This window comes from Streptomyces sp. NBC_00086 (assembly GCF_026343255.1).
In the GTDB taxonomy this organism is placed as follows: domain Bacteria; phylum Actinomycetota; class Actinomycetes; order Streptomycetales; family Streptomycetaceae; genus Streptomyces.
In genome coordinates this window covers 4,285,650-4,299,590 of the sequence record NZ_JAPELZ010000001.1, presented here as the reverse complement: position 1 = coordinate 4,299,590, position 13,941 = coordinate 4,285,650, and the positions used below count along the sequence as shown (strand labels likewise).

At 69.7% G+C, this 13,941-nt stretch carries 10 protein-coding genes and 1 tRNA gene; 7 read left to right on the top strand and 4 right to left on the bottom strand.

The features are described 5' to 3' along the window. Nucleotides 1-118 precede the first annotated feature (118 nt). Both hrpA and OG276_RS19275 read left to right on the top strand, forming a co-directional pair. Complete coding sequence (gene hrpA / locus OG276_RS19280; protein ID WP_266907139.1) at nt 119-4,054, top strand: ATP-dependent RNA helicase HrpA; 3,936 nt, start codon at nt 119-121, stop codon at nt 4,052-4,054. Nucleotides 4,055-4,123: 69 nt separating this feature from the next. After that, a tRNA-Asp gene (locus OG276_RS19275) sits at nt 4,124-4,197 on the top strand. 760 nt (nt 4,198-4,957) lie between these two features. On the opposite strand, the gene bldC is transcribed toward OG276_RS19275, so the two are convergent. After that, nucleotides 4,958-5,164, bottom strand: a complete 207-nt coding sequence (gene bldC / locus OG276_RS19270) for a developmental transcriptional regulator BldC (protein ID WP_003949541.1) — start codon at nt 5,162-5,164, stop codon at nt 4,958-4,960. A 588-nt stretch (nt 5,165-5,752) separates the two neighbouring features. Further along, nucleotides 5,753-6,583 carry a hypothetical protein gene (locus OG276_RS19265; protein ID WP_266912926.1) on the bottom strand — a complete coding sequence of 277 codons (831 nt, stop codon included), beginning with the start codon at nt 6,581-6,583 and terminating at the stop codon, nt 5,753-5,755. Nucleotides 6,584-6,860: 277 nt separating this feature from the next. Here OG276_RS19265 and OG276_RS19260 point away from each other — a divergent pair, with 277 nt between their 5' ends. Together OG276_RS19260 and OG276_RS19255 are read left to right on the top strand one after the other, a co-directional pair. Beyond that, nucleotides 6,861-7,958, top strand: a complete 1,098-nt coding sequence (locus tag OG276_RS19260; protein WP_323182346.1) for a Glu/Leu/Phe/Val dehydrogenase dimerization domain-containing protein — start codon at nt 6,861-6,863, stop codon at nt 7,956-7,958. A 322-nt stretch (nt 7,959-8,280) separates the two neighbouring features. Beyond that, complete coding sequence (locus tag OG276_RS19255; RefSeq protein ID WP_243341155.1) at nt 8,281-8,547, top strand: DUF3073 domain-containing protein; 267 nt, start codon at nt 8,281-8,283, stop codon at nt 8,545-8,547. Nucleotides 8,548-8,710: 163 nt separating this feature from the next. On the opposite strand, the gene purM is transcribed toward OG276_RS19255, so the two are convergent. Together purM and purF are read right to left on the bottom strand one after the other, a co-directional pair. After that, nucleotides 8,711-9,781 carry a phosphoribosylformylglycinamidine cyclo-ligase gene (gene purM, locus OG276_RS19250; protein WP_266907134.1) on the bottom strand — a complete coding sequence of 357 codons (1,071 nt, stop codon included), beginning with the start codon at nt 9,779-9,781 and terminating at the stop codon, nt 8,711-8,713. 161 nt (nt 9,782-9,942) lie between these two features. Then, the gene (gene purF / locus OG276_RS19245; protein ID WP_266907132.1) at nt 9,943-11,460 is read right to left on the bottom strand and encodes an amidophosphoribosyltransferase; all 1,518 of its coding nucleotides are present in this window, start codon (nt 11,458-11,460) and stop codon (nt 9,943-9,945) included. Nucleotides 11,461-11,608: 148 nt separating this feature from the next. Here purF and OG276_RS40955 point away from each other — a divergent pair, with 148 nt between their 5' ends. The 3 genes from OG276_RS40955 to OG276_RS19235 all read left to right on the top strand — a co-directional run bounded on the left by OG276_RS40955 (nt 11,609) and on the right by OG276_RS19235 (nt 13,941). Further along, nucleotides 11,609-11,704: a putative leader peptide gene (locus OG276_RS40955; RefSeq protein WP_323187867.1), complete on the top strand. Its 96-nt coding sequence runs from the start codon at nt 11,609-11,611 to the stop codon at nt 11,702-11,704. 140 nt (nt 11,705-11,844) lie between these two features. After that, nucleotides 11,845-13,281, top strand: coding sequence for a sulfatase (locus OG276_RS19240; protein WP_266907130.1), 1,437 nt, complete (start codon nt 11,845-11,847; stop codon nt 13,279-13,281). 54 nt (nt 13,282-13,335) lie between these two features. Beyond that, complete coding sequence (locus tag OG276_RS19235; RefSeq protein ID WP_266907128.1) at nt 13,336-13,941, top strand: HIT family protein; 606 nt, start codon at nt 13,336-13,338, stop codon at nt 13,939-13,941.

Here is a 13,941-nt window from a genome sequence, read left to right as displayed (position 1 = left end):
TGACGTGCCGGAGGGACACATCGGGGTAACGCTCGGGGGACTCGTCCCGAAATGGTACGGGTCAGCCCCACAAATGCGTTCGCCACCCGGCACCTACGGGTGAGATCCTCGACCAGGTATGTCTACTTCCTTCGCCGCCCTGCAGACGCTTCTCGGTGAGATCTCCCTCCGTGACGCGCACCGCCTCGGCCGCCGCCTCGAAGGCGCCCGCCGCATCCGCAAGCCCGAGGCCAAGCAGGCCGTGCTCGACGAGATCGCAGCGGAGGCCGAAACGGCCGCCGTGCGACTGGCCAAGCGCGCCTCGCGAAAGCCCGAGGTCACGTATCCCGAGAACCTTCCCGTCAGCCAGAAGAAGGACGAGATCGCCGAGGCGATACGCGACCACCAGGTCGTGATCGTCGCGGGCGAGACCGGCTCCGGCAAGACCACGCAGATCCCCAAGATCTGCATGGAGCTGGGGCGCGGCGTCCGGGGCATGATCGGGCACACCCAGCCCCGCCGGATCGCGGCCCGCACGGTCGCGGAGCGCATCGCGGAGGAGCTGAAGTCCGAGATCGGCCAGACCGTCGGCTGGAAGGTCCGGTTCACCGACCAGGTGGACCAGGAGGCGACCTTCGTCAAGCTGATGACGGACGGCATCCTGCTCGCCGAGATCCAGACGGACCGCGAGCTGCGCGCGTACGACACGATCATCATCGACGAGGCCCACGAGCGGTCGCTGAACATCGACTTCCTGCTCGGCTACCTCGCCACGCTGCTGCCCAAGCGCCCCGACCTCAAGGTGATCATCACCTCGGCGACCATCGACCCGGAGCGCTTCTCCCGGCACTTCGGCGAGGCCCCGATCGTCGAGGTCAGCGGCCGGACGTACCCGGTGGAGGTCCGCTACCGGCCGCTCCTCGAAGACGACTCCGAGGACAGCGACCGCGACCAGATCACCGCGATCTGCGAGGCCGTCGACGAGCTCCAGGCGGAGGGGCCGGGCGACATCCTGGTCTTCCTCTCCGGCGAGCGCGAGATCCGCGACACGGCGGACGCGCTGGAGAAGCGCAAGCTCCGCCTGACCGAGGTCCTCCCCCTCTACGCGCGCCTCTCGCACGCCGAGCAGCACCGCGTCTTCCAGCAGCACACCGGGCGCCGCGTCGTCCTCGCGACCAACGTCGCCGAGACCTCGCTGACCGTCCCCGGCATCAAGTACGTGATCGACCCGGGCACCGCCCGCATCTCCCGGTACAGCCACCGCACCAAGGTCCAGCGGCTGCCCATCGAGCGGATCTCGCAGGCCAGCGCCAACCAGCGCAAGGGCCGTTGCGGCCGTACCAGCGACGGCATCTGCATCCGGCTCTACTCCGAGGACGACTTCACCACCCGTCCGGAGTTCACGGACGCCGAGATCCTGCGCACCAACCTCGCCTCCGTCATCCTCCAGATGACCGCGGCCGGCCTCGGCGAGATCGAGAAGTTCCCCTTCATCGACCCGCCGGACCACCGCAACATCCGCGACGGCGTGCAGCTCCTCCAGGAGCTCGGCGCGCTCGACCCGGACGAGAAGGATCACAAGAAGCGGCTCACGCCGATGGGCCGCCAGCTCTCCCAGCTGCCCGTGGACCCGCGGCTCGCCCGCATGGTGGTGGAGGCGGACAAGAACAACTGCGTCCGCGAGGTCATGGTCATCGCGGCGGCCCTGTCCATCCAGGACCCGCGCGAGCGGCCCTCGGACAAGCAGACGCAGGCCGACCAGAACCACGCCCGGTTCAAGGACGAGACGAGCGACTTCCTCTCCTTCCTGAACATGTGGCGCTACGTCCGGGAGCAGCAGAAGGAGCGCGGCTCCTCCTCCTTCCGCCGGATGTGCAAGCAGGAGTACCTGAACTTCCTGCGGATCCGCGAATGGCAGGACATTTATTCGCAGCTGCGTACGGTCGCCAAGTCCATGGGCATCCACGTCAACGAGGCCGATGCCCCCGAGACGAGCGTGCACATCTCCCTGCTCGCCGGCCTGCTCTCGCACATCGGGCTGAAGGACACCGACAAGAACGAGTACCTGGGGGCCCGGTCCGCCAAGTTCGCGATCTTCCCGGGTTCCTCGCTGTTCAAGAAGCAGCCGAAGTTCCTGATGTCGGCCGAGCTGGTGGAGACCTCGCGGCTGTGGGCCCGGGTGAACGCCAAGGTCGAGCCGGAGTGGGTGGAGCCGCTCGCCCAGCACCTGATCAAGCGCACGTACAGCGAGCCGCACTGGGAGAAGGACCAGGCAGCGGTGATGGCCTTCGAGAAGGTCACGCTGTACGGCGTGCCGATCGTCGCTCAGCGGAAGATCAACTACGGCCGGATCGACGCCGAGGTCTCCCGCGATCTGTTCATTCGCAACGCCCTGGTCGAGGGCGACTGGCGGACCCACCACAAGTTCTACGCCGACAACCGCAAGCTCCTCACCGAGGTGGAGGAGCTGGAGAACCGGGCCCGGCGCCGCGACATCGTGGTCGACGACGAGACGCTCTTCGACTTCTACGACCAGCGGATCCCCGAACACGTGGTCTCCGGGGCGCACTTCGACTCCTGGTGGAAGCACAAGAAGCGCGACGAGCCCGAACTGCTCGACTTCGAGCGCGAGATGCTCCTGACGGAAAAGGCGGCCGGGGTCACCAAGGCCGACTATCCGGACTCCTGGATGCAGGGCCGGCTGAAGTTCCGGGTGACCTACCAGTTCGAGCCGGGCGCGGACGCGGACGGCGTCACCGTCCACATCCCGCTCCAGGTGCTGAACCAGGTCACGGACGAGGGCTTCGACTGGCAGATCCCGGGCCTGCGCGAAGAGGTGGTCACGGAGCTGATCCGGTCCCTCCCGAAGCCGATCCGCCGGCACTACGTGCCCGCGCCGAACTTCGCGACCCGCTTCCTGGCCACCTCGCACCCGCTGCAGGAGCCCCTGCACGTGACGCTGGCGCGGGAGCTCCAGCGGATGGTCGGGGTCCCGGTCACCGCCGAGGACTTCGACCTCACCCGCATCCCCGACCACCTGAAGATCACCTTCCGGATCGTCGACGAGCGCCGCAAGAACCTCGCCGAGGCCAAGGACCTGGAGGCCCTGCGGCTCCAGCTCAAGCCCAAGGCCCGCCAGGCCCTCTCGCAGGCCGCCGCGGCCACCGCCGAGCGGGAGGGCGGGGAGTCGGTGGAGAAGGCCGGGCTCACGGACTGGACGATCGGCACCCTGACCAAGGTCTTCGAGACCCGCCGGGCCGGCCAGCCGGTGAAGGCGTACCCGGCGCTCGTGGACGCCGGTACGAGCGTTTCCGTACGCCTCTTCGACACCGAGGCCGAGCAGCAGCAGGCCATGCGGCTCGGCACCCGGCGGCTCATCCTGCTCAACATCACGGTGAACCCGGCGAAGTTCGCCTCGGACCACCTGAGCAACCAGCAGAAGCTGGCGCTGTCGCGCAATCCGCACGGCTCCATCCAGGCGCTGTTCGACGACTGCGCGACCGCGGCGGCCGACCACCTGATCGCGCGGCACGGCGGACCGGCGTGGGACGAGGCGGGCTTCCGCAAGCTCTACGAGGCCGTGCGGACCGACCTGGTGGACACGACCGTACGGACGATCACGCAGGTGCAGCAGGTGCTGGCCGCCTGGCAGGCCTGCGAACGCCGCCTGAAGACCACGGCCAGCCTCGCCCTGGTGGCCAACGTCCAGGACGTCAAGACGCAGCTCGCGGCGCTCATGCCGGCCGGCTTCGTCACACTGACCGGACTGCGCCGGCTGCCGGACCTGATGCGCTACCTGGTGGCGATCGACCGGCGGCTCCAGCAGATGCCCACGGGCGTCCAGCGCGACACCACGCGCATGGAGAAGGTCCACGAGATGCGGGACGAGTACCTGTGGCTGCTGGAGCAGTTGCCCAAGGGGCGCCCGGTCCCGGCGGCGGTCACCGAGATCCGCTGGATGATCGAGGAACTGCGGGTCAGCTACTTCGCGCACGCCCTCGGAACGGCCTATCCGATCTCCGACAAGCGCATCGTGAAGGCGGTGGACGCGGCCGCCCCGGGACCCGCTCGGTGATCGAGTTCGACTGCACCCCCTGAGCTGCGGTACAGTCTGATTCGCAGCCGCCCAGCGGCCGCAAATCAAGGACCTGTGGAGCAGTTGGTTAGCTCGCCACCCTGTCAAGGTGGAGGTCGCGGGTTCAAGTCCCGTCAGGTTCGCAAGATCGTCAGGGCCCGCATCCCCAGGGATGCGGGCCCTGACGCGTTTCCGGGGCCGGATGGCACCGAGGGGGCACTTCGGCACCGAAGTGCGGGGCGACGTACGGCCCGAGGTGCCGGCCGGTCCACCGACCGCCGCACGGGCCCGTTGGGCCGAACGGCCCACCAGGGCGCCTCACGGGCCCGATTGGGCCCAGCCGGCCCCAGAACCCCCAGCAGGCCCTTCACGGCGCGCTGGGAGGCGCCTGGAGCCCCGTGCGGGGCCGCCGGAGAAACCCGGACCGCTCCGCCCGGCCACCGCCCGGCCGCGCCTCGCCACCGCTCGGCCGCGCCTGGCCACCGCCTCGCCGCCGTCCGCGACCCCTCCGACCCCACCGTCGCGTGGCGGCCGCGACATCGCCCGTCCGGATGATGCGCTCTGTGCGGCACGTCCCTTTACGGGGTGCATTGCCTGATCCACAAGAGTGATCATCTGTGACGGGAGTCACCCCATGTGTTTTTGAGACGCACGCTTTTATGGCACTCATACGTCCACTCGATTTTATATGTGCCATTGCACCCACCCCCGGCGGCTCCGCACACCAGCTCGATAACCCCCTGACCAGGGCATAAAAAAAGATCGCGCTGGACCCGGCGGAGTCCAGCGCGATCGAACGACTGATGAACCTGTTGGGGCAGGTCCGGTCGTTTCAAAGCTCTGTGGATCTCATCGGATTGGGGGACCCGATATAGACCCGGCAATAAGTGGTGCTGCGGAACCTCAGGCCTCGCTGCGCTGCTGCGGAATTCCCGCAAGCAGTGCGCGGACCTCAGCCTCGCGGTAGCGGCGGTGTCCACCCAGGGTGCGGATGGACGTGAGCTTGCCAGCCTTGGCCCAACGGGTGACCGTCTTCGGGTCCACGCGGAACATCGTGGCAACCTCAGCCGGGGTCAGCAGCGGCTCGGCATCAGGGGTGCGAGCGGTCATGAGCGGCCTCCTCGGGAGAACCGAACCATCTCGGTTCTTTCCTCTAAATTCTGCACCTTGGCCCACGTTGCCCGAAATGGACATACGCGGGCCGAGTCGGTTATAGGACGAACGGCTTGTCCTCGGCACTACAACTACACCATCCGTCCAGCCTCGACGGCCAAACCGATGGAATTGCCCTCCGAGGTGTTCATCAGCGGCGGAAGCCGATGGACCGTCCCATAACGGACAGTCACCCCACTGTGACGATCAGTCACAGAGCGATCAGGAGTCGTCAGACCCCCCGTAGAGTGCAATACCGAGCATTCCGCCCTTAGTTGGACGGAAGGAACCCTCCCCGGACTCCTTGTCCTATTTTGGCACGAGGGTAGGGGAAGGGCGCAAGGGTGTAGAAAGTGCGGTCCGTCACCCTTGGACCAATGGCCCGTATCGGGACGTAGGTCCCGGAACAAAGACCCAAAAGAGGGCATCACGGCCTTGAGCTGGACGTTCTCGTCCGTGCTCGGCCGATCGGCGGATGGACAACCGCCTCCGGAGTCGCTACTCGGGTCGCGCAGGTCACTCCGACCGGATTCGGAACCGAACCTCTCAGTTGGCGAAGAGTCTCTCCCGGACCGCCCGCCACCGCTCCGCCAGGGCCCCGTACGTCCCCGCCGCCCCGTCCCGGTCCCCGGCCCGCAGGGCCGCGAGCCCCGCCGCCAGGTCCGCGGCCGAGTGGTCGGCCTCCAGCCGGTCGGCCGGCAGGGCATGCAGCAGCCCGCCGTAGTCGAGCTCCACCATCGAGCGGGGGTGGAACTCCTCCAGCCAGCTCCCGACCTCCACCAGCCCGTCGGCGAGCATCCCGTACCCCTCCGCCTCCCGCAGGGTCCGCAGCCCCCGCGCGAGCCGGCGCCGTGCCTGCACCATCGGCGTCCGGTAGCGCAGCGCCTCGCCCGACACGTACTCCCGTTCCTCGTCGGACACCAGCACGAACCAGCGCAGCGGCACCTGCCAGACCCCTGTACGGATCCACGGCCGCGCATCGGGGTTCCGCCCGCGCCAGGCCTCGTACTCCTCGGCCGCGCGGCGGCGGGCGGCCGCGGGCAGGGCGGCGTCGAGCACCGGGAGCGGGAACTCGGCCACCAGCTCCTGGAGCGCGAGCCAGCCGCGCAGCCTCGTCCGCCAGGGGCAGACCAGCAGGACCCCGTCGACCTCGGCGGTGAAGGCGTCCGCGCTCTCGTGCGCCGGGACCCCGACCACGGGCACCCGCACCAAGTCCACGAGCGACCGTCGCAGTTCGTCCTGGGCCGTCGGGGTGGCCCCGCGCCGGGCGTAGTCGGCCCAGTGGGTGCGCTCCGGCTCCGGGAAGGCCGTCAGCGGCTCGTAGACGCGCAGGTAGGAGGCGTAGGGGACGGCGGGGGCCGAGCGGGCGGACGGCAGCCGGGGATCGGGGGATTCGCTCACGCTCTCGTACTCCCCCGCCCCGCCCGGCGCTACTCCGACGGCGGCCCGCGGCCCCGCCCGCAGCCCGGTCGCAGCCCGGTCGCAGCCCGGTCGCACCCCGCCCGCCACCCCGGGCCGCCGACCCGGAACGTCCCGATCTCCGGACACGGGGGAACACGGGGCCCGGCAGGTCTTACGCTGCTCCCAGCACGCCCTCCCCCACCCGCAGGGTGGGCGTCTTTCCCGCCGCATCTCATCCATGGGAGTCACCACCGTGACCGAAATGACCGACGGCGTCCTGCACACCCTGTTCCGCAGTGAACAGGGCGGCCACGAGCAAGTCGTGCTGTGCCAGGACCGAGCCTCCGGCCTGAAGGCCGTCATCGCGATCCACTCCACCGCCCTGGGCCCCGCCCTCGGCGGTACGCGGTTCCACGCGTACGCCTCGGACGAGGAGGCCGTCCTCGACGCGCTGAACCTCTCGCGCGGCATGTCGTACAAGAACGCGCTCGCCGGGCTCGACCTCGGCGGCGGCAAGGCCGTCATCATCGGCGACCCGGACGCCCTGAAGTCCGAGGAACTGCTGCTGGCCTACGGCCGGTTCGTGGAGTCCCTCGGCGGCCGCTACGTGACCGCCTGCGACGTCGGCACCTACGTGGCCGACATGGACGTCGTGGCCCGCGAGACCCGCTGGGCGACCGGCCGCTCCCCCGAGAACGGCGGCGCCGGCGACTCCTCGGTCCTCACCGCCTTCGGCGTCTTCCAGGGCATGCGCGCCAGCGCCCAGCACGTGTGGGGCGACCCGACCCTGCGCGGCCGCAAGGTCGGCGTCGCGGGCGTCGGCAAGGTCGGCCACCACCTGGTCGAGCACCTGCTGGAGGACGGCGCCGAGGTCGTCATCACGGACGTCCGCACCGAGTCCGTGCAGCGCATCCTGGACAAGCACCCGGGCAAGGTGACCGCCGTCGCCGACACCGAGGCGCTGATCCGCGTGGAGGGCCTGGACATCTACGCCCCCTGCGCGCTCGGCGGGGCCCTGAACGACGACTCGGTGCCCGCCCTCACCGCCAAGATCGTCTGCGGTGCGGCGAACAACCAGCTCGCCCACCCCGGCATCGAGAAGGACCTCGCGGACCGCGGGATCCTCTACGCGCCGGACTACGTGGTCAACGCGGGCGGGGTCATCCAGGTCGCCGACGAGCTGCGCGGCTTCGACTTCGACCGCTGCAAGGCCAAGGCCACGAAGATCTTCGACACCACGCTGGAGATCTTCGCACGTGCGAAGTCGGACGGGATCCCGCCGGCCGCGGCAGCCGACCGCATCGCCGAGCAGCGCATGGCGGACGCCCGTAGCGCGGCGCGCGCGGTCTGACCCTCACGGGGGTCCTCACGGGGCCCTCACGGGGCCCTTACGGCGCCTCTGGGGCGGCCCGCCGGGGCGCAGCGAGACGGAACTCACTGCGCTTCGGCGGGTCGTCCGTCAGGAAACGGCTAAAATCGCAGCTGACCAGCGGGGACGGGGCGCCTTGTTGGTACTGCACCGGGGCGCGTCATGCGGGCGGCGTACCGTATGGCCGCGGAAGCAGGTACCGTTAAACCCCTACGGACGGTCTCTCCACGGAGAGCCCGCTCCGAACCATGAACGCGTGTCAGACTCTGGGGCCGTCGAGCCCCGTCACCGAGGGGGTCGAGCCATGGGGCGCGGCCGGGCAAAGGCCAAGCAGACGAAGGTCGCCCGCCAGCTGAAGTACAGCAGCGGCGGGACTGACTTGTCGCGTCTGGCCAATGAGCTGGGCGCATCGCACACGGAACCGCTGCCTGTCAGCGAGCCGGTCGTCGATGACGAGCTTGATGATGATGACGAGGACGACCCGTACGCCAAGTACGCGGAGCGCTACAACAGCGATGACGAGGACGAGGACGAAGAGTCCGGTCCGTCCGTCTACCGTCGCGGTGCTTGACGCGCCATTCGGCGTCGGACTCCTCGCGGTGCGCTGATCCTCTTCCTCAGCAGCGGCACACAGCTTCATATGTACGGAAACCCGGTCCAGGGCATCGCCCCGGGCCGGGTTTCCGTGCTGTTCGCGCAGGTGGGAGCCGGTGGTGGCCGGCTCCCCGAGACGGTCAGCCCGCGTAGTCACCGGTCATCGTCGCGCCCTCGGTGTGGTCGCCGCGGTCCAGGATCTCTCCCGCGACCCAGGCGTCGACGCCCCGGTCGGCCAAGGCGGTCAGGGCCACGTCCACCGACTCCTGCGGGACCACGGCCATCATGCCGACGCCCATGTTCAGGGTCTTCTCCAGCTCCAGGCGCTCCACCTGCCCGGCCTTGCCGACCAGGTCGAAGATCGCACCGGGGGTCCAGGTCGAGCGGTCGACCGTGGCGTGCAGGTGGTCCGGGATCACCCGGGCGAGGTTGGCCGCGAGGCCGCCGCCCGTGATGTGGGAGTACGCGTGCACGTCGGCCGTACGGGTGAGTGCCATGCAGTCCAGCGAGTAGATCTTCGTGGGCTCCAGCAGCTCCTCGCCGAGGGTCCGGCCGAGCTCCTCGACGTGGCCCTCCAGGGACATTCCGGCCCGGTCGAAGAGGACGTGGCGGACCAGCGAGTACCCGTTCGAGTGAAGACCGGAGGACGCCATCGCGATGACGGCGTCGCCCGTACGGATGCGCTCGGCGCCCAGCAGACGGTCGTACTCGACCACGCCGGTGCCCGCGCCCGCCACGTCGAAGTCGTCCGGGCCCAGCAGGCCGGGGTGTTCGGCGGTCTCGCCGCCGACCAGGGCGCAGCCGGCGAGGACGCAGCCCTCGGCGATGCCCTTGACGATGGCCGCGACGCGCTCGGGGTGGACCTTGCCGACGCAGATGTAGTCGGTCATGAAGAGCGGCTCGGCGCCGCAGACGACGATGTCGTCCATGACCATCGCGACGAGGTCGTGGCCGATGGTGTCGTACACGCCCATGCGGCGGGCGATGTCCACCTTGGTGCCGACGCCGTCGGTGGCGGAGGCGAGCAGGGGGCGCTCGTAGCGCTTGAGGGCGGAGGCGTCGAAGAGGCCGGCGAAACCGCCGAGGCCGCCGAGGACCTCGGGGCGCTGCGTCTTCTTCACCCACTCCTTCATCAGCTCGACGGCGCGGTCTCCCGCGTCGATGTCCACGCCCGCGGCTGCGTAGCTGGCACCGGTGGTCTTCTCTGTCATGACAGGGAGAGCTTTCGTGTCGTTGCTGCGAGTGGTGCGAGGCCCCGGAAAAGCCTGAAAGAGAAGGCCTCGCGCAGGTTGAGCAGGATGAGGGGGGAGAGGGGAGGGGGCCCGGTCCGCGGGCTCTGACGAGCCCGCGGACCGTGGCGCTGCCTCGGGCCCTACGGGCGCCGGAGGGCGTCGGCGGCGTCGGTGCCGCCGGCCAGCTCCGTCTCCAGGAGCTGCTTGCCCAGGAGCTGCGGGTCAGGCAGTTCCATGGGGTACACGCCGTCGAAGCAGGCACGGCAGAGGTTGGGCTTCTGGATGGTCGTCGCCTCGATCATCGAGTCGAGCGAGATGTACGAGAGCGAGTCCGCACCCAGCGACGTGGCGATCTCGTCGACCGACATGCCGTTGGCGATCAGCTCGGCCCGGGTGGCGAAGTCGATGCCGAAGAAGCACGGCCACTTCACCGGCGGCGAGGAGATCCGGATGTGGACCTCCGCCGCGCCGGCCTCGCGGAGCATCTTGACCAGGGCGCGCTGGGTGTTGCCGCGGACGATCGAGTCGTCCACGACCACCAGGCGCTTGCCCCGGATGACTTCCTTGAGGGGGTTGAGCTTGAGGCGGATGCCGAGCTGGCGGATCGTCTGCGAGGGCTGGATGAAGGTCCGGCCCACGTAGGCGTTCTTGACCAGGCCCACGCCGTACGGGATCCCGCTGGCCTCGGCGTAGCCGACGGCGGCGGGCGTGCCCGATTCCGGCGTCGATATCACCAGGTCGGCCTCGGCCGGGGCTTCCTTGGCCAGGCGCCGTCCCATCTCGACACGCGAGAGGTAGACGTTCCGGCCGGCGATGTCGGTGTCCGGGCGCGCCAGGTAGACGTACTCGAAGACACAGCCCTTGGGCTTTGCTTCCGCGAAACGAGAGGTCCGCAGACCGTTCTCGTCGATCGCGATCAGCTCGCCCGGCTCGACCTCGCGGACGAAGCTGGCGCCGCAGATGTCGAGGGCGGCGGTCTCGCTCGCCACCACCCAGCCGCGCTCCAGGCGGCCGAGGACCAGCGGGCGGATGCCCTGCGGGTCACGGGCGGTGTAGAGCGTTCCCTCGTCCATGAAGACGAGCGAGAAGGCGCCCTTCACCTTCGGGAGGACCTTGGTGGCCGACTCCTCGATGGTCAGGGGCTTGCCGTCGTCGTCCGTCTGGCCGGCCAGGAGGGCGGTGACCAGGTCGGTGTCGTTGGTGGCCGCCACCTGGGTGGCGCGGCCGTCCTGACGGGGGAGGTCGGCGACCATCTCGGCCAACTCGGCGGTGTTCACCAGGTTGCCGTTGTGACCCAGGGCAATGGAGCCGTGGGCGGTCGCACGGAAGGTCGGCTGAGCGTTCTCCCAGACGGAGGCACCAGTGGTCGAGTAGCGGGCGTGACCGACCGCGATATGACCCTGGAGCGAGCCGAGAGAGGTTTCGTCGAAGACTTGGGAAACGAGGCCCATGTCCTTGAAGACGAGGATCTGGGAACCGTTGCTCACAGCGATACCCGCGGACTCTTGTCCGCGGTGCTGTAGTGCATACAGTCCGAAGTAGGTGAGCTTGGCGACCTCTTCACCCGGAGCCCAGACACCGAAGACGCCGCAAGCGTCCTGGGGGCCCTTTTCGCCGGGGAGCAGGTCGTGGTTGAGTCGTCCATCACCACGAGGCACGCCCCCGAGTGTAGGCGAGATCGACCACTGGTCCGAATTGGGGATGCCCGGGAAATGTCACAGCACGCAGGGTGACGAAACCTGTTCGTCTCAATATCCGGATTGCCCTGGTTGACAGTCGCCTGTGGTTTCGTACAGGCTCCGGCACATGCAGCCTCTCGGTGACCGCACCGTCACCCTCGTCGCGCGCCGACACGTGGACCTCGTCCGTGTCGCCAGCGCCATCTGTCGCTGTTCTGCGTAGTCACACGCGCTTTTCCCTTTCCTTTTTCTCCTTTCCCCGCCGCTTTCCGTCCGCATCCGCTCCGCCGTGCCCTGCGCCGTCCCGCGCCGCCCGGAGCCGGCCCGCGCCGGACGGCCGGCGGGCCCTGCTCTGGAGTACCCGTGACCTCGTACGAACCCAACCTGTCCCGGCGCGCCTTCGGCGGCGCGGTCGGCGTGACCGCGGCCGCCGCGGCCGTGGGGCTGGGCGCCGCCGCCCCGGCCCAGGCCGCGCCCGCCGAAGCCCGGTTGGCGGGCCCGCAGGAGAGGGAGTTCCGGGCGCAGGAGCGGGGCCGCCGCTCCCGCCGCCCGAACATCCTGTTCATCCTCGGGGACGACCTCGGCTGGGCCGACCTGTCCTCGTACGGCTCCGCGCACATCAAGACCCCGCACCTGGACCGGCTCGCCCGCCAGGGCGTCCGCTTCACCGACGCCTACTCCGGCTCCGCCACCTGCTCCCCGACCCGCTTCAGCCTGTACACCGGCCGCTACCCGGGCCGCGCCAAGGGCGGGCTCGCCGAGCCCATCGCCGACAAGTCGGCGGGCCTGGAGCCGACCCACCCGACGCTGGCCTCGCTGCTGCGCGGCTCCGGGTACTCGACCGCGCTCATAGGCAAGTGGCACTGCGGCTTCCTGCCCGACTACAGCCCGACCAAGTCGGGCTGGGAGGAGTTCTTCGGCAACTTCGGCGGGGCGCTGGAGTACTACTCCAAGCTGGGCGGGGACGGCTCGTACGACCTCTACGAGGGCGACGCCGAGTACAAGGACCTGCGCTACTACACGCGGATCCTGACCGAACGGGCGAGTGAGTACGTCTCCCGCGACCACGGCGACAAGCCGTGGCTGCTGAACCTCAACTTCACCACCCCGCACTGGCCGTGGATCGCCGACGGGGACACCGAGGCGAGCGCCGAGGTCACGCGCCGGATCAAGGCCGGCGACAGGCGGGCCCTGTGGCACGAGGACGGCGGGTCCATCGAGAAGTACAAGGAGATGGTGGAGGACCTCGACCGCTCGATCGGCGAGGTGCTGCGGGCCCTCAATCGCTCCGGCCAGGAGGAGGACACCCTGGTCTTCTTCTCCAGCGACAACGGCGGCGAGCGCTTCTCCCACAACTGGCCGCTCGCGGGCAACAAGTCCTCCCTCCAGGAGGGCGGCATCCGCGTCCCGAACATCGTGCGCTGGCCCGCCCGGCTCGACGGCGGCCAGGTCAGCCACGTGCCGGTCTTCACCCCCGACTGGACGGCCACCCTGCTGGAGCTGGCGGGCGCCCGCGCGAACCCGGCGTACCCGCTGGACGGGGTCAGCCTGGCCGGGTACCTGCTGCGCGGCGAGAAGGTCGCCGAGCGCAACCTCTTCTGGCGCGTGCGCGGGGAGCGGGCGCTGCGCCGCGGCGACTGGAAGTACTACCGCGGCAAGGCGGGCCGCGACCAGCTCTTCAACCTGGCCGGGGACATCCGCGAGCAGGCCGACAAGGCGGCCCTGGAGCCGGCCCGCCTGGCCGAGCTGCGGGCGGCCTGGGAGAAGACGGACGCGGGGCTGCTGCCGTACCCGGGCTGATCACCCGTCCCCGGGCCGCCGGCGTGGTCCACAGCCTGTGGAAAGCTGCGGATCATGAGCGATGCGATACCCGAACCCAGTGAGTACGTACGTGGTTTGCCGATCGGCGAGCGGATCCCCTTCCCCGCCGACGGCATCCCGTTCTGGGAGATCTTCCCGTACGAGGGGGACCTGCGGATCAAGGTGCTGGAGGATCCCGTCCTGCCCGAGCCGCCCCGCGGCGGTGAGGCCGGGCCGGACACCTGCCGCTCCTGCGCCCGACCGGACTCCAGCTACCTCTGGACGGACGAGCACTGGCGGCTGCACGCGGAGCACGGCGCACTGCCGGCGGCGGTGATGCTGGTGCCGCGCGGCCACCACGACCTGCTGGACCTGCCGTCCGAGCGGGCGGCCGAGCTCGGCGCGATGCTCCAGCGGGTGGAGCGGGCGATCCGCACGCTGGACGGGATCGCCCGCGTCCATGTGAACAAGTGGGGGGACGGCGGCGCCCACCTGCACCTCTTCCTGATGGCCCGCCCCGAGGGGATGCTGCAGCTGCGGGGTTCCTGTCTGCCGCTGTGGGACGACGTGCTGCCGAAGCTCCCGGACGAGGTGTGGGCCGAGTCCGTGCGCCGGATCGCCGGGGCGATGGCGAAGGACGGCGGGACCGCGCACGTCTGA